Below are 15,812 nucleotides of genomic sequence, written 5' to 3'. Positions count from 1 at the left end.
AAGAGCGTTTTGCTTACTTTTGCGCTTTTCAAAAGTGAGCCGCTGTAAAAGCGGAACCCTAAGTGGCCGTTACCTAAATAATGGATATGTACTCGGTCTGATCCAAGATACTGGCCAGCCCAGAGGCCGCCATCGGGGGCAAGCCCCCTCCCACATTTGGACCTCGGATCGGCACAAGATACCGGCCGACTCCAAGGCCGCCGCACTTGCGCTCAAGCCACACGACTCTCCTTCTTCAAACTCTCCATATCAATCACAAACCGATACTTCACATCCCCCTTGAGCATCCGCTCATACGCCTCATTGATCCCCTGAATATCGATCATCTCAATATCCGAAACAATCCCGTGCTTGGCACAGAAATCGAGCATCTCCTGGGTTTCCTGAATCCCCCCGATCAACGAACCCGCCAGGCTGCGGCGCTTGAAGATCAGGTTGAACACCGCAGGCGACGGGTGCGGGCTGTCAGGCGCGCCGACCAAGGTCATGGTGCCGTCGCGCTTGAGCAGGCTGATGAAGGCATCCAGGTTATGCGGCGCAGCGACGGTGTTGAGAATGAAGTCCAGGCTGTTGGCAACCTTGGCCATTTCATCCGCGTTCTTCGACACCACCACCTGATCGGCACCCAGGCGCAGGCCATCTTCGCGCTTGTTCGGTGAAGTGGTGAACAGCGTCACATGGGCGCCCATGGCGTGGGCAATCTTCACCGCCATGTGCCCTAGCCCACCGAGGCCGACCACCCCGACTTTTTTGCCCGGGCCGACCTTCCAGTGGTGCAGCGGCGAATAGGTGGTAATCCCGGCACACAGCAACGGCGCCACTGCCGCCAGGTTGGTGTCGTCGTGGGAAATGCGCAGCACGAACTGCGCCTTGACCACGATGTTGTCGGAATAGCCACCGTAGGTGTTTTCGCCGCCGAACAGCGGCCCGTTATAGGTGCCGGTGAAGCCATTCTCGCAATATTGCTCCTCGCCCTCGGCACAGGAGGCGCATTGCTGGCAGCTGTCGACCATGCAGCCGACACCGGCCAGGTCACCCACCTTGAACGTCTTCACATTGGCGCCGACCGCCGTCACACGGCCGACGATTTCATGGCCGGGGACCGAAGGATAAAGAGTGTTGTTCCACTCGTTGCGGGCGGTGTGCAGGTCGGAATGGCACACGCCGCAATACAGAATGTCGATCTGTACGTCATCCGCGCCGGGGGCGCGGCGCTCGAAGGTAAAGGGCTTGAGCGAATCCTTGGAGTCCCGAGCGGCGTAGCTGTAAGTCCTGGCCATTTCGTTCACCTGTATGATCTGACGGAAGAGTTCGGTGGACACGCCTGGCCGCTGAAACGTTCAACCGAGCACGTCCATACAAGCCGCGCGGCGGCTTTTGGCGCAAGCTTTCGAGACATAAGCCCAGGCGGATTTTCAACTCACTGTTTTCATGCAGACAAAGGAGTTTCAGATGAGCACATTCGTTGCCAAAGACGGTACCCGGATCTATTTCAAGGATTGGGGCAGCGGCAAGCCCGTGTTGTTCAGCCACGGCTGGCCGCTGGATGCCGACATGTGGGAATACCAGATGGAATACCTGAGCAGCCGTGGCTTTCGCACCCTCGCGTTCGACCGCCGGGGCTTTGGTCGCTCGGACCAGCCGTGGACCGGCAACGACTACGACACCTTCGCTGACGATATCGCCCAGTTGATCGAACACCTGGACCTCAAGGACGTGACCCTGGTGGGCTTCTCCATGGGCGGCGGCGATGTGACCCGCTACATTGCGCGCCATGGCAGCGCACGGGTCGCCGGCCTGGTGCTGCTCGGCGCCGTGACGCCGATCTTCGGCCGGAAGGACGATTACCCGCAGGGCGTGCCCGACGACGTATTCGATGGCATCAAGGCCGGCCTGCTGAAGGATCGCGCGCAGTTCATCAGCGATTTCAACACGCCATTCTTCGGCCTCAACAAGGGCCAGAAAGTCTCGGACGGTGTGCTCACCCAGACCCTGCAGATCGCCCTGCAGGCCTCGCTCAAGTCCACCGTGGACTGCGTGACCGCGTTCTCGCAGACCGACTTCCGCCCGGACATGGCCAGCATCGACGTGCCGACCCTGGTCATCCACGGTGACGGTGACCAGGTCGTGCCGTTCGAAACCACCGGCAAGGTCGCGGCCGAGATGATCAAGGGCGCGCAACTGAAGGTGTACAAGGACGCGCCCCACGGGTTTGCCGCTACCCATACCCAACAACTCAATGAAGACCTGCTGGCGTTCCTGAACCGCTGAAATCCCTGTGGGAGGGGGCTCTCGATGAGGGAGAGCCCCCTCCCACATTTGGTTCAAGACTCACTCATCAGCCGCAGGCGCTTGACCATCGGCACACACGCCAACACCAACCCCGAGGGCGAGTGATACACCGCCTGCTCATCCCCCACATAGCCGCACGCCCTGTAGAAACTCACCGCATTGAGCGTCGCATCCAATACCACCTCTTCAACGGCGATATGACGCGCGACCGTCTCCAGGTGGTCGAGCATTGCCTTGCCATACCCCCGCCCGGTGAATGCGGGACGCACAAACAAGGCGCCGACTTCATTGTTGGCAAGATCGAGCATGCCGGTGGCGACTGGCTCGCCGTTCACACAGCCCAGGTAGAAGCGTTTTTCCATCAGCACGCTGTAACCATCGCTCGCACTGCCACGCGTCCAGAGCGCCATTTGTTCTGCGGTGTAGGCGCCGATGCATTGGCCGAGAATAGCCTCACGACGAATCTCAAACGCGCTGTCGGCATCCTCTGGCGTAGCTCGTTTTATCTGCAACACAGCCTTCTTCCTTCCTTGATTTCAATATGCCATTAGCCCATGTGTGCTAATCGACCCGCGCTTCCCCCGGCGCTATATTCCCCGGCACTTCCAACGCTCAGCCAACACCGCGCACTCAATGCGCGAAGGGTCGTTGCGCGCTGGAAAAACCAAAACAATCCCAAGGAAGAAGCATTATGAAACTCCCCTCCCCTGTGACGCGCCTTGCCCTGCTCGGCGCCTTGATCATCAGCGTTGCCGGTTGCAGCAATATCAAACCCACCGAAGACCATCTCAAGAAACTCTCAGAGACCAACCTGGGCGAACCGGTCAAACGCATCTCCAATGTACGCAGCGACTCCATGACCACCTACTACGTGGTCAACACCGCCTCCGGCGAGTACAACTGCTCGGTGCCCAGCGGTGCCAGCGGCGGCGCGTTTGCGATTGCCAGCTTTGGCCTGATGAAACCCGCGGCCTATTGCATGCCCAAGGGTGCGCGGGGCAATGGGTTGACGCCGTTCACACAATAATTTTTTCCTGGCTGAGCTCACGCAAGGCGCCGCGCAGTTCTGCAGGGCGCACCGGTTTGGACAGAATGGCGATCTGACGGTCGTGCAACGCAGCCTGGATTTTCTCCACGTCATGCCCGGTGAGGATCAGCGCCGGCACCGCCCAGCCGCGTTGCCGGCGCAAGTGGTCGATGCATTCGATGCCGGTGGCGTGGTTGCCCAGGTCATAGTCAGCGACGATGATGTCGCAGTCGCTGACCAGGCCCTGCCCCGTGGACTCGGCCTGCACCTCGCAGCCCCAGCGCTCGAGCAGCGCCCGGGTGGCCAGCAGCACATTATGGTCATCTTCGACCAGGCACACTTTCAAACCGCTGAGCAGGCCGGCCTGGCGTGCGTCGTCACGCGATGCCGGTTGAGCCGGCGCAGTGGCCAGGGCCAGGCCATGCAGACCTACCGAAGTGCCACGGCCCACCCGCGAACGCAGGCTCACCTGCAGCCCCATCAACTGCCCAAGGCGCTTGACGATGGACAACCCCAGGCCGACGCCTTCGACGTCCTTGTCGCGCAGTTGGCGCACGCGATAGAACTCTTCGAAGACCTTCGCCAGATGCTCCCCTGCAATCCCCCGGCCCTGGTCATGCACCTCTACCACCAGGCGGTTATCGCGAAGACGCACACCGATCAGCACTGGCCGTTGCGCGCCATACTTGAAGCAATTGGAGAGCAGGTTTTGCACCATGGTCGCCAGCATCCCCGGATCCACCAGCACCCAGTGGGCGCACGGTCGCAAGCGCAACTCCACACCCGCCCAGCGTGCGGCTTCGGCGTTCTGGCGTACCAGGTCGGCGAGAAAATCGCCCAGATGGATCACTTGGTATTTGGGCAGCAGACGCCCGTTGTCCAGGGTGTAGAGGTCGAGAATGGAACGGAACAACTGCGACACGTTGAGCAGCGAGCGATCGATATTGTCCACCAGCCGCCGTTCGTCATCGCCCAGGCGGGCTTCGCGCAGGCAGGCGGTGAACAGGCCGATGGAGTGGATCGGCTGGCGCAGGTCATGGCTGGCCTGGGCGAGAAAACGGGATTTTTCCAGGTTGGCGGCGATGGCTTGTTCGGAGGCCTTGCGCGTACGCTCCAGCAGGATATGGGCGTAGATCGGGATCACCGTGCTGGTGATCATCAGCATCAGCACCATGAACGGCTGTGCCTGCCACCACGGCGTGAGCTGGTAGACCATCAACAGCGCCAACAACGCCAGCCCCGTGGCAATCGCCAGGTAGCGCGACCCATAGCGCATGCCGTTGCCCAGGTTGACCCACACCATCACCGCATACAGCGGCAACGCCGCCTCACCGCCCACCACCAGCCCAAACGAAGTGCCGGTATAGTCGTGGAGCATGCCGAAAATCCGCCGCGCCGGGTAATGCCCGGGCCAACGCGCGATCACCTGGCGCAAGGCAATGGACGCCAGCAGGAACAGGACGATATACAGGAGCACCGGCCAGTAGGTGTCCAGCGAATGCCCGGGCAAAAAGCCCAGCACGCCTATATACACAATGGCGATGGTTGCCACCACAATGCGCAGGTTCGCCTGGTCGAGTTCGGAGTTGGTCTCGAGCCCCATGGGTTACGTCCTTGTTGTCATAGCCCTGGCCCTTTGTACGAGCGAGGCGGGCATTGGGCCCGATAATAAAACAGCATGCCTGCACACAGCCATGCCCAGCAAGGAGCTCACCATGACCGGCCGGATTATTATCGCCGACGACCATCCGATGTTTCGCGAAGCCATGGCGCGCACCGTGCAACGCCTGCTGCCCGAGGCCCGGGTACAGGAAGCCGGCGACCTGGACGCGGTGCATGGGTTGCTGCTCGACCCAGGCGACATCGATACCCTGATCCTCGACCTGCGCTTTCCCGGCCTGACCTGCATCAGCCAGCTCGCCGACCTGCGCCGGCAACTGCGGCGTACCACGTTGATCGTGGTCTCGATGGTGGATGATCCGGCGCTGATCGAACAGGTCATGGCCCTGGGCGTCGACGGTTTTATCGGCAAGAACATCGCCCCCGACGAAATCGGCCACGCGCTGCTGGCGATCCGCGACGGTGAGGTGCTGGTCAGGTTCGCCCCCTCCGGCCTGCTGCCGCTGGACACCCATACGCTCACCCCGCGCCAGCAGGACGTGCTGCGCCTGATTGCCCAGGGCAAGACCAACAAGGAAATCGCCAAGGCCCTGGATATTTCACCGTTTACCGTGCGCATTCATGTGTCGTCGTTGCTGCGCAGCTTGAAGGTGACGACGCGGGCGGCGGCGGCGGTGAAATACTCCGGGGAGTTCTAGATCCAAAACTGTGGGAGGGGGCTTGCCCCCGATGGCGGTGTATCAGTCACTGTAGGTATTGACTGAACCACTGCTATCGGGGGCAAGCCCCCTCCCACATTTGGATCTCAGTGGCGTCTTCTACCCCGTTACCAACTCCCCGACGCCCCGCCGCCGCCACTGGAGCCACCCCCACCGGACGAGCTGCTGCCGGAACTGGAGCCGCTGGAACTCGAACCGGAGCCACCGCCCGATCCAGACCCCGAGCCCTCGCCGACCTTGCCGAAAAGAATCAACGCCACGAACGACGCGATAGGGAACGCCAACAGCCAGCCGTCGCGGCCGTGATCGATCACCAGCCCGGCCACCCCATACACCACGCCCGCCGCCACCAGTCGCACGATAAAACCGGTGCGGCTGGTTCGCCAGGTGTGCCGCATGATCAGCAGCAGCACCAGGTACAACCCCAGCACCACCAACACGCACACCGGCCACAGCAGCCAATGGATGAAACTGATGTCCACGTAGCGGTCCGCCACCACCAGAGCGGCGATATAGATCAACAACCCGATCACGCCGTAGAACAGCGCCCGCACCTGCCACAATGCGCCAAACAGGGCACCGCCGATCACTATGGTCAGCGGCATGACAAACAGAAACATCGGCCATTCCCGCCCGCCGCCCAGCAGCGTCAGTAACAGCGTGGCCGCCGCCGCAACGATCAACGCCTTGTGCCAGTGCAGTTTGCGGGAAGCCAGCAGCACACCCAGCAGGCCGCCCAGCACAAATGCCACCAGTAGCGCGATGAACTGCGGATTGATCCGGGGCGCGGCCACCTCGGGCAGGTCGCCGCCGTCCACCAGCACCGTCAGCGCGTCCACGCCCTGTTGAACACCGCCGGCAAAGTCGCCCTGACGAAACGCGGGGGTGATGCGCTCTTCGATGATGCGATGGGCCAGCAGGTCGGTGACCGTGCCTTCCAACCCGTACCCCACCTCGATGCGCAAGGTGTGATCGTTCTTGGCCACCACCAGCAGGATGCCGTCGTCGACGTCCTTGCGCCCCAGTTTCCAGGCGCGGAACAGTTGGTTGGCATAGTCTTCGATGGCGGTATCACCAGTGCTGGGCACCAGCAATACGGCGACCTGCGCGCCTTTGCGCTGCTCCAGGTCGGCCAGTTGCTGCTTGAGGCGCTGGACGCTGTCCGCGTCGAGGGTGTTGGTCAGGTCAATGACGCGCTGGTCAAGCGCAACGCCGATAGGCGAAGTGTCGGCCCTGGCGGTGATCAACAGACTGGCCAGTACCAGAACCAGCACGCTCAAGACTGATTGCCGTAGCATCACCATCATGTATTGTTACCTGAAGTTTCTTCCTGAAGGCGCCGACTTTACCCTATCTGCGTGCAAGCGCGTGACCCAGGGCCCGCGACTCTCTAAACTGCCGCTACGCCGCATAGCACTAAGCCATCTACGAGAACGCCATGGACCTACGTCACCGCAACAACGTCAGTGTGATGGGCCAAGGGTCTTCGACCTTGGTGTTTTCCCATGGCTTTGGCTGCAACCAGGCGATGTGGAATGCCCTGGCGCCGCATTTTCTCGAACGCTTTCGCGTGGTCCTGTATGACCTGGTCGGTGCCGGGCTGTCGGACCTCAGCGCGTTCGATAAAGACAAATACGCGACGTTGGGCGGCTATGCCCGCGATCTCAACGAAATTATCGACGCCTACGCCCAAGGCCCGGTGATTCTGGTGGGGCACTCGGTCAGCGCAATGATCGGCACCCTTGCCGACCGTCTCGCCCCGGGGCGCGTGGCGGCGCATGTGATGATTGGCCCATCGCCGTGCTATATCGACACCTACGGCTATGTCGGCGGTTTCAAGCGCGGCGATATCGACGACCTGCTCGACACCCTCGACAGCAACTACCTGGGCTGGTCCAGCAGCATGGCGCCGGTGATCATGGGCGCCCCGGACCAACCTGAACTGAGCGCCGAACTGACCGCGAGTTTCTGCCGCACCGAACCCGACATCGCCAGGCAATTTGCGCGGGTGACCTTTCTTTCGGACAACCGCCAGGATGTGATCGGCCTGACCACGCCCGTATTGATCCTGCAGTCGAGCGACGACTTGATCGCGCCCGTGGCCGTTGGCGAATACCTGCATGCCGTGCTGCCCAACAGCACCTATCACCTGGTGGACAACATCGGCCACTGCCCGCACATGAGCGCGCCCCAGGCGTGCGCGGCGGCGATGGACACGTTCCTGGCGCCGTGGGCAATCGCCAATGCCGGCTGAGTCGCTGTTCGACAACGCCGCCTGTGCCCTGGCGGTGACCCGGCAAGACGGTACGATTGTGCACGCCAACCAGCGCTTGAGCGACTGGCTCGGCCTCAGCGCAGCCCAACTGATCGGGCAACGCTTTCAAGACCTGCTGACCATGGGCGGACGGATTTTCTACCAGACCCATCTGGCGCCGATGCTGCGTATGCATGGCAGCGTCAACGAGGTGAAGCTCGACATTCGCCATCGCGACGGGCACAAAGTCACGGTGCTGCTCAATGCCAGTCAGCGCCAGCAGGCCGAGGGCGTGGTGTACGATCTGGCGCTGTTCGGCACCACCGACCGCGACAAGTACGAGCGCGAGCTGCTCAACGCACGCAAGCTGGCCGAAGCGCTGCTTGAAGAAAAAACCGCCACCGAACGGGCCCTGCACCAGGCCAAGGCCGAACTGAGCGAGGCCTATGCCATTGCCCAGCAACGCGCGTTGTTCGCCGAACAGATGGTGGCGATTGTCAGCCACGACTTGAAGAACCCGCTGACCGCGATCCGCATGGCGTCGGACTTTCTTCGACGCGGCGAGCGCACGCCCAAGGAACTCCAGTTGCTTGGGCATATCGACCAGTCGTCCGAACGCGCCCAGCGCATGATTGCCGACATGTTGGACTTCACCCAGGCCCGGGTCGGCCAGGGCATCACCATCAGGGCCCAACCGCTGGATCTGCACGACGTGATTCATCGCGCCGTGGACGAACTGCGGGTGGCCTTCCCCAGAGCCACGCTGGTGCATCAAACCCAGGGCCTTGGCAATGCGTGCCTGGACGCCGACCGTGTGCAGCAGGTGATCGGCAATCTCGTCGCCAATAGCGTGGCCTATGGCGACCTGCAACAGCCGGTCACCATCACCTCGCGCCTGGGTGCCTGGGGCGCTGAGGTGTCGGTACACAACTACGGCGCGCCGATTCCGCAGACGTTGCTGGCCGGGCTGTTCGAGCCCATGACCCGCGGCACTCACCAGGGCAGCGATGTGCGCAGCGTAGGCCTGGGCCTGTATATCGTGCGCGAACTGGCCAGGGTGCACGGCGGCGATGTGGCGGTTAGCTCCTGCGCGACGCGCGGCACCACCTTCAGCGTGACGTTCCAGGCAGGTACGCCGTACCTTGCATGATCGGCTCGACGCTGCCCGTCAATACCACCCCGCCCTGCCCGTCCCACTGCACCGTCAGCGTGCCGCCGTCGCATTCGACTTCTACCTTGTCATCGAGCAGCCCGCGCCGCACACCGTTGACCACCGCCGCGCAGCAACACGACCCGGAGCCTAAAGGCACGCCACCGCCACGTTCCCAGATACGCAGGCGGATACGGTTGCGGTCAAGCACCTGGACAAAATGCACATTGGTCCTGGCCGGGAACAGCGGGTGACGTTCCAGGGCCGGGCCGATGGCTTGGACATCGACGACGGCGATGTCGTCCACGAAAAACGTGCAGTGCGGGTTGCCCATGCCGCAGGCAGCCGGCTCACCGTCGATAGGCAGCACGCGGGTGTCCATCGCCCTGGCCAGCGGCACGCCGGCCCACTCCAACGAAGGCGCGCCCATGTCTATCGAGACGCGCTGGCCACTGACGCGCACGCATGTCAGCAAACCTCGGTCGGTGCGCAGCACAATGGCGTGGGTGCCGGTTTCATGCATCAGGCGATCAGCAACGCCGCGTGTCGCGCTGCCGCAGGTTTGCAGGGGCGTGCCGTCGGTGTTCCAGAATTGCACGCGGGCGGCGGCGTCTTCGCAGTCGAGAATCACGGCGAGCTGATTGAAACCGATACCGGTATGTCGATCCCCCAGGCGCCGGGCGATTTGCGGGGTAATGGGGTTATCCTGGCCACGGCGGTCGATGATGATGAAGTCGTCGCCGTGGGCGTGCATCTTCACGAAGGGTAAAGTCATGGGCAGTCCTGTGGTCAACTGAGCAGCCCTACTCTAACACCCCTGCAGGAGCGAGCTTACTCGCGAAAAGCGCAGGGACCGCACGTTTTTACCTGGAACTACGCGTTATCGTTGACGTTTTTCGCGAGCAAGCTCGCTCCTACAAAAGGATTGGTGGACCATGCTTATCGTATTCAGCGGCCTGCCCGGCACCGGCAAGACCACGATTGCCAGGGAGTTGGCACGCCGGATGGGCGCGGTTTATCTGCGCATCGATGTGATCGAACAAGCGCTGCGCGAGTCTGGTGCACTGGCCGGCGATGTGGGTGCCGCAGGCTACGGCGTGGCGAATGCGCTGGCATTGAGTAATGTGCGTGTGGGCCAGCGAGTGATCGCTGACTGTGTGAACCCGGTAAGGGAAAGCCGTGAGGCTTGGCGGGCCGTGGCCCTGGCGGCGGGCGTTGAACTGATCGATATTCTGGTGGTGTGTTCTGATCAGCAGGAGCATCGGCGCAGAGTGGAAAGCCGTGAGGGCGATATTCCAGGACTGCTGCCGCCGAATTGGCCATCGGTGCTGGCGCATGAGTATGAAGCCTGGGACAGCCCGCCCTTCACGCTCGATACGGCAGCGTTAACACCGGCGCAGGCCGTCGCCGCAGCCCATGCTTATCTGTCGAGTGTGAGAGCTGTTGAGCGTTAGCGCAGCTCCCACCCCTGATAGGCGTCAGCCGGGAAAATTGGCGCGCAAGGCCTTCAGGCCATCGCCGTACACGCCGGTAAAGAGCTCCTCCACCGCCGCATCCGTGGTGCCCGCAACCGGTGTAAACACGCCGGACCAGGTCACTTTCGCCGACGCGTCAGTCAAGGCTTCAACCTGCAAGGTCGCAAGGTAGGCGCTCACCGGAAACGGCGACTGTTCAATGGTGTAGCTGTAGGTGCGCGCCACATTGTCGAAGGTCTGCAACCGCTCGACGATCTCGCCGCCATCAGCGGTATGCAGGTGGCGCACGCGGCCGCCTTCGCCCGGCTCGCTCCTGGCGATAAAGGGCAGCCAGTCAGGCAGGCTGTTGAAGCCGCCGATCAGGTTCCAGACCTGGTCCGCCGACGCAGGGATTTCAATCACAGAAGAGGCTGTTGCCACGGTGAATACTCCATAACATTAATACAATTCAGATCGCCATGCTGTCGACCACACCGCCGTCGACCCGCAACGCGGCACCAGTAGTGGCAGACGACAGCGGTGAAGCAATACCACGGTGGCGCCGGATTGCGCCAGCGGTGCGGTGCCAAAGCCTATTATGCCGGGCTGGGCGGACCGCGGTGGCTGAGCTACACCGCGCCGCTATGGGCGGCATGGCATCGGATCAACTTGCGGCCGAGGCTATTTAACGGATGCTCCACAGCGCAAATGTGGGAGGGGGCTTGCCCCCGGTTGCGGTATATCAGCCATAGATGAGCTGACTGACCCACCGCTATCGGGGGCAAGCCCCCTCCCACATTGGACCGAGTCCGTATTCGATAACTTGTAAAGCTCAGCACTTCCCCCTAGCTTATGCACCCCCCGCCCAGCGCTTTAAGGCCTTGCCCATGGTTTTGCGTTTTCGTCCCGTCGTCACGTCACATTTCGCCCTCGGCCTGCTCCTCAGTGGCGGCATCGGTAATAGCCTGGCGGCGCAGATCGAACTGCCGGCGGTGAAGGTCCAGGGCCAGGATGAGTCCGGTTATCGCACTGATACCGCCGCGGTCGGCGGCTTCGATGAAGCGCCCCTGCTCGATACCCCGGCCTCCATCAGCGTGATCAACGCAGCCTTGATCAAGGACCAGCAAGCCCGTCTGCTCAGTGAAGTGCTGCGCAACGACGCCTCGGTGGGCGACAGCTACGCGCCCATCGGCTACTACGAAAACTTCGTGGTGCGTGGTTTCTCGCTGAATGCGGCCAGCAGCTACAAGATCAATGGGCGCACCATCACCGGCGAGCAGAACGTCGCTCTGGAAAACAAACAACAGGTCGAAGTGCTCAAGGGCCTGGCCGGGTTGCAGAGCGGCATTTCCGAACCCGGCGGCGTGATCAACTACGTGACCAAGCGCCCTGAGGAGGTGCGCTCAGTGACGGTGTCCACCGATGATCGCGGCAGCGGTTATCTCGCCACCGATGTCGGCGGCTGGTTTGGCAGCGAGCAACAATTTGGCCTGCGCGCCAACGTCGCCCATGAAGACCTCAATACCTACGTGGAACACGCCAACGGCCAGCGCGACTTTGTGTCCCTGGCCTTTGACTGGAACATCAGCCCCGACGCCGTGCTGCAGCTGGATGCCGAGTACCAGAACAAACAGCAGCGCTCGGTGCCGGGTTATCAACTGCTGGGCGGCACTGAAGTGCCTCACGACGCCTCGCCGAAAAAACTGCTGGGCCATCAGACCGGGGGCAAGCAGGTGGGCATCGATTCACTGAACCTCAACGGCAAATTCGAATACCGTTTCAGCGATCAGTGGAAAGGCAGCCTCAGCGCGGCGCGCAGCAAGGTGGTGATTGACGATTACAGCTCATTTGCCTGGGGCTGCTACGGTTCGACCAGCTGCAGCTCGGCAAGCGTGCCGAACTACTTCAGCCCCGAAGGCAATTACGACGTCTACGACTACCGCAGCCCCGACGATACGCGTCGAGACGACGAAATCCAGGCGGCCATGACCGGCCTGTTCGACACCGCCGGCATCGGCCATGAACTGACCTTCGGCACCAGCGCCTTTCGCCGGGTGATCGACAAGCGCAAGTCGGTCAACGAGATGATCGGCACCGCCAATATCGACGAACAGGTGCCGAGTTTTACCCCCACCGACAAGCCGTTGAACGACAGCCACCGCAACCTCGACAGCCGCCAGTACGGGCTGTTCGTCACCGACCGCATCCGCTTCAACGAGCAATGGCAAACCCTCCTCGGTGGTCGCGAAGTGCGCCTGGATGAAAAAGCCTTCGACGGCGTCACCGGCAAGCAAACACGCCACACCCAGCAGTACGTGTTCCTGCCCCAGGCCTCATTGATCTACAAACCGGTGGACAACGTTTCGCTGTACACCAGTTACAGCAAGGGCCTGTCTTTGGGCGGCACTGCGCCGTGGTTCGCAAAAAACGCGGACGAAACACTGGCGCCAACGCTCTCGCGCCAGCTCGAAGCCGGGGTGAAATACGACTGGCGCCGTATCAGCTTCGCCGCCGCCGTGTTCCAGACGCGCCAGGCTTACCAGTACGCCAAGCCCGACAGTGGCGGCTTCACCTACGTGCAACAAGGCCAGCAGAAAAACACCGGGATCGAACTGTCCGCCAATGGCTGGGCCACCGACCGCCTGCAGATTGCAACCAGCGTGGCCGCGATTCGGGCACGGGTGAGCGGCAGCGGCACGCCGGGCTATGAAGACCACCAGGCGATCAACGTGCCCACGCTGCGCGCCAGCCTGTACGCCGATTATGCGTTGCCGTGGGTCAATGGCCTGGCGGTGCTCGGCGGTGTGCAATACAGCGCCAAAAAGTACGCTAACCGCACCGGCAATGTGGAAGTGGGCGATTATGCGGTGGTCAATATCGGTAGCCGCTACACCACCAAAGTCGATGGCTATGAAACCGTGTTTCGCCTGAGCGTCGACAACCTGTTCGACAAGCGCTACTGGCGCGACGCCGGCGAGTACATGGGCGATGACTACCTGTTCCAGGGCGCGCCGTTGACGGCGCGCCTGAGTGCATCAGTGAATTTCTGATTATTTGGGCATCTTGCGGAACCCCACCGCCAGGCGGTTCCAGCTGTTGATGGTGGCAATCGCCACACTCAGGTCGACCTGTTCCTGCGCGCTGAACTCGGCCGCCAGGGCGTTGAAGTCTTCATCGGGGGCGTGGGTCTGGCTGAGCAGGGTCAGGCTTTCGGCCCAGGTCAGGGCGGCGCGTTCACGCGGGGTGAAGAACGGCGTTTCACGCCAGGACGACAGGGTGTACAGGCGGCGCTCGGTTTCACCGCCCTTGCGCGCATCGGCGGTGTGCATGTCCAGGCAGAATGCGCAGCCGTTGATTTGCGAGACGCGCAGGCGCACCAGTTCCAGCAGCGGCAGTTCGATGGACAGTTTGCCGACTGCCGCCTCCAGGGCCAGCATGGCTTTCATCGCGTCCGGGGAGGCGGTGTAGAAATCGGTACGGGTTTGCATGGTGGAACTCCAGAACGGTGGGATTGGTGCGCAGATTAGTCACCTGGGCGTTCTGGAGAAATAGCCAATCCGGGCGAAGAACAGGTGACCAATCTACAGGCCACGGCTCCTCAACCACTGCAGGAAACCTTTCTTCACCGGCACCACCGGCGCGTCTTCGGTCAGCGCCTGGGCGGCGTGCACACGGAAGTCGAGCAGCGCCTTCATGGCTTCGCCGATGTCATGGCGCGCGTCCAGGCAAGGCTTGAGGTATTCGTTTTCGATGCGGTACAGCGTGCAGAAGGTCTTGGCGGTGAAATCCGCCAGGGTGGCCTGATCGGTGAGGATGCCCGATTCGCCAATCACCTCACCCGGCCCCATGCGCCCGGCCTCGAACGTGTGGCCGACCTTGACCAGCATCACCGAGACCACGCCGGATTCGATGATGAACAGGTGATCGCTGACCTCCCCCGCCGGCAGGATCATGTCGCCGGCGCGGTAGGTGTGCAGGGTCATGTTCTGGCTGAAGGTGTCCTTTTCTTCCTGGCGCAGGGTGGAGAAGATCGACGACCGCTCAAGCAGTGCCCGCGCGCCGGAGACCGTGGCGGGCGTGCTGCCTTCGGTGGCGGACAACAGCCCCACGCCCGCCGCCTGCAAATGCCGGAAGGCCAGGTCGTAAAGCTGGTTGCGCACTTCGCGCTTGAGGCCCATGGCCGGCACGAAGCCGCTGATTTCATATTCCACGCCGCCACTGGCCGAGGCCTTGAACGCTACGCTGGGTGCCGGCTTGGCCAACAACGGGCGACAGCCCTGCATCGCCCGTTCAAGGGCCTCGATCACGGTTTGCGGGCGCGCATGGGGGCTGACTTGCAGGCTGACCGTCAGGCCGAACATGTCCGCCGGGCGCGAGAAGTTGATGATCTTGGCCTTGGCTGCCAGGGAGTTGGGGATCACCGCCAGGCTGCCCTGGGAGGTCTGCAGGCGTGTGGCGCGCCAGTCGATATCGGTGACGCGGCCTTCGGTGCCGTCGATGGAGATCCAGTCGTCGATCTGGTAAGGCTTGGTGGTGTTGAGCACGATCCCGGAAAACACGTCGCTCAGGGTGCTTTGCAGCGCCAAGCCGACGATGATCGCCACGGCGCCGGAGGTGGCGAGCACGCCCTTGACCGGCAGGTCGAGCACGTAGGCCATGGCGGCGATGATCGCGATCAGGAAAATCACCGCGCCCATCAGGTCCTGCAATAATCGCCCGGTGTGGCCGACCCGCTGCATCATCACCGCGCCGAGCAGGACCGTGAGGGTGCGCGCGGCGAACAGCCACCAGCCGATCTGCAAGGCCGTGGCCGCCAGGTGCCGGGCGGTGTCGTCGACATAGGGCGCCGCCTGCATGGGGTTCATGCCGTCGTTGAACAACACTGCGCTGAACACCGCGAAGATCACCAGCCGCGCGGCGAGTTTCCAGTTGGCCAGCGTGGGGGTGATAAGGCGCCATACGGCGATGTCGATGAGAATCAGCGCCAGGGCGCACACCATCGGGTTTTCAGCGATAAATGAGGGCATCCGGGCGACTCCAGGGCGAATGCCGAGAAGATCGCATGAAATGGGATTGGCGGGTATAGCAAATGTGGGAGGGGGGTTGCTGCCGGCCGACGGCTACTCAACTGACACGCTGCGGTCCACTGTGGGAGGGGCGGTGCGACGATTCGACTTGCCCCCGATGGCGGCCTCTGGGCCGACCAGGATGGTTGGATTGGACCGGGTACATATCCGTTTCTGCGGTAACGGCTGCTTAGGGTTCCGCTTTTACAGCGGCTCACTTTTGAAAAGCG

15 protein-coding genes and 1 pseudogene are annotated in these 15,812 nt (G+C 62.3%); 7 read left to right on the top strand and 9 right to left on the bottom strand.

The genetic code is table 11. The features are described 5' to 3' along the window. Window positions 1–212: 212 nt before the first annotated feature. A complete protein-coding gene (locus BFP90_RS06070; RefSeq protein ID WP_065892925.1) occupies window positions 213–1,280 on the bottom strand; it encodes an NAD(P)-dependent alcohol dehydrogenase in 1,068 nt (355 codons plus the stop codon). A gap of 172 nt (window positions 1,281–1,452) precedes the next feature. On the opposite strand from BFP90_RS06070, the gene BFP90_RS06065 reads away from it, so the two are divergent. Beyond that, window positions 1,453–2,271, top strand: coding sequence for an alpha/beta fold hydrolase (locus BFP90_RS06065; RefSeq protein WP_065896248.1), 819 nt, complete (start codon window positions 1,453–1,455; stop codon window positions 2,269–2,271). A 53-nt stretch (window positions 2,272–2,324) separates the two neighbouring features. Here BFP90_RS06065 and BFP90_RS06060 read toward each other — a convergent pair whose 3' ends face one another. Further along, window positions 2,325–2,807: a GNAT family N-acetyltransferase gene (locus BFP90_RS06060; protein ID WP_065892923.1), complete on the bottom strand. Its 483-nt coding sequence runs from the start codon at window positions 2,805–2,807 to the stop codon at window positions 2,325–2,327. A 176-nt stretch (window positions 2,808–2,983) separates the two neighbouring features. On the opposite strand from BFP90_RS06060, the gene BFP90_RS06055 reads away from it, so the two are divergent. Further along, complete coding sequence (locus BFP90_RS06055; protein ID WP_065884761.1) at window positions 2,984–3,319, top strand: hypothetical protein; 336 nt, start codon at window positions 2,984–2,986, stop codon at window positions 3,317–3,319. Here the strand turns inward: BFP90_RS06055 and BFP90_RS06050 are convergent. Next, window positions 3,309–4,922, bottom strand: a complete 1,614-nt coding sequence (locus BFP90_RS06050; protein ID WP_065896247.1) for an ATP-binding response regulator — start codon at window positions 4,920–4,922, stop codon at window positions 3,309–3,311. The two genes, BFP90_RS06055 and BFP90_RS06050, sit on opposite strands and share 11 nt — an antisense overlap. A 112-nt stretch (window positions 4,923–5,034) precedes the next feature. Here BFP90_RS06050 and BFP90_RS06045 point away from each other — a divergent pair, with 112 nt between their 5' ends. Continuing rightward, a complete protein-coding gene (locus BFP90_RS06045) occupies window positions 5,035–5,637 on the top strand; it encodes a LuxR C-terminal-related transcriptional regulator (RefSeq protein ID WP_065884763.1) in 603 nt (200 codons plus the stop codon). Window positions 5,638–5,765: 128 nt separating this feature from the next. Here BFP90_RS06045 and BFP90_RS06040 read toward each other — a convergent pair whose 3' ends face one another. Continuing rightward, window positions 5,766–6,965 carry a TPM domain-containing protein gene (locus BFP90_RS06040; protein ID WP_065892917.1) on the bottom strand — a complete coding sequence of 400 codons (1,200 nt, stop codon included), beginning with the start codon at window positions 6,963–6,965 and terminating at the stop codon, window positions 5,766–5,768. 131 nt (window positions 6,966–7,096) lie between these two features. Here BFP90_RS06040 and BFP90_RS06035 point away from each other — a divergent pair, with 131 nt between their 5' ends. Beyond that, a complete protein-coding gene (locus BFP90_RS06035) occupies window positions 7,097–7,912 on the top strand; it encodes an alpha/beta fold hydrolase (RefSeq protein ID WP_065896246.1) in 816 nt (271 codons plus the stop codon). After that, on the top strand, window positions 7,902–9,062 hold the full coding sequence (locus BFP90_RS06030) for a PAS domain-containing sensor histidine kinase (protein WP_065896245.1): 1,161 nt from the start codon (window positions 7,902–7,904) through the stop codon (window positions 9,060–9,062). Before BFP90_RS06035 ends, BFP90_RS06030 begins: the two co-directional genes overlap by 11 nt. Here the strand turns inward: BFP90_RS06030 and dapF are convergent. Beyond that, on the bottom strand, window positions 9,022–9,837 hold the full coding sequence (gene dapF, locus BFP90_RS06025; RefSeq protein WP_065892914.1) for a diaminopimelate epimerase: 816 nt from the start codon (window positions 9,835–9,837) through the stop codon (window positions 9,022–9,024). The two genes, BFP90_RS06030 and dapF, sit on opposite strands and share 41 nt — an antisense overlap. Window positions 9,838–9,997: 160 nt before the next feature. Here dapF and BFP90_RS06020 point away from each other — a divergent pair, with 160 nt between their 5' ends. Further along, a complete protein-coding gene (locus BFP90_RS06020; protein WP_065896244.1) occupies window positions 9,998–10,516 on the top strand; it encodes an AAA family ATPase in 519 nt (172 codons plus the stop codon). A 24-nt stretch (window positions 10,517–10,540) separates the two neighbouring features. Here BFP90_RS06020 and BFP90_RS06015 read toward each other — a convergent pair whose 3' ends face one another. Next, window positions 10,541–10,957 (bottom strand): SRPBCC family protein, encoded by a 417-nt coding sequence (locus BFP90_RS06015; RefSeq protein ID WP_065884775.1) that lies wholly within the window; start codon window positions 10,955–10,957, stop codon window positions 10,541–10,543. Window positions 10,958–10,985: 28 nt separating this feature from the next. Next, window positions 10,986–11,066: pseudogene (locus tag BFP90_RS28130) on the bottom strand (short-chain dehydrogenase/reductase SDR); the annotation flags it as partial. 337 nt (window positions 11,067–11,403) lie between these two features. Between BFP90_RS28130 and BFP90_RS06010 the strand changes: the two are divergent. After that, the gene (locus BFP90_RS06010) at window positions 11,404–13,566 is read left to right on the top strand and encodes a TonB-dependent siderophore receptor (protein WP_065896243.1); all 2,163 of its coding nucleotides are present in this window, start codon (window positions 11,404–11,406) and stop codon (window positions 13,564–13,566) included. Here BFP90_RS06010 and BFP90_RS06005 read toward each other — a convergent pair whose 3' ends face one another. Together BFP90_RS06005 and BFP90_RS06000 are read right to left on the bottom strand one after the other, a co-directional pair. Beyond that, window positions 13,567–14,004: a carboxymuconolactone decarboxylase family protein gene (locus BFP90_RS06005; RefSeq protein ID WP_065896242.1), complete on the bottom strand. Its 438-nt coding sequence runs from the start codon at window positions 14,002–14,004 to the stop codon at window positions 13,567–13,569. It abuts the gene before it with no gap. A 93-nt stretch (window positions 14,005–14,097) separates the two neighbouring features. Next, window positions 14,098–15,543: a mechanosensitive ion channel family protein gene (locus tag BFP90_RS06000; RefSeq protein ID WP_065896241.1), complete on the bottom strand. Its 1,446-nt coding sequence runs from the start codon at window positions 15,541–15,543 to the stop codon at window positions 14,098–14,100. Between the last annotated feature and the right edge of the window lie 269 nt (window positions 15,544–15,812).

Origin of the sequence: Pseudomonas sp. 24 E 13 (assembly GCF_900004715.1) — a bacterium.
Taxonomy (GTDB): domain Bacteria; phylum Pseudomonadota; class Gammaproteobacteria; order Pseudomonadales; family Pseudomonadaceae; genus Aquipseudomonas; species Aquipseudomonas orientalis_A.
This window is presented reverse-complemented; position numbering and strand designations above follow the sequence as displayed.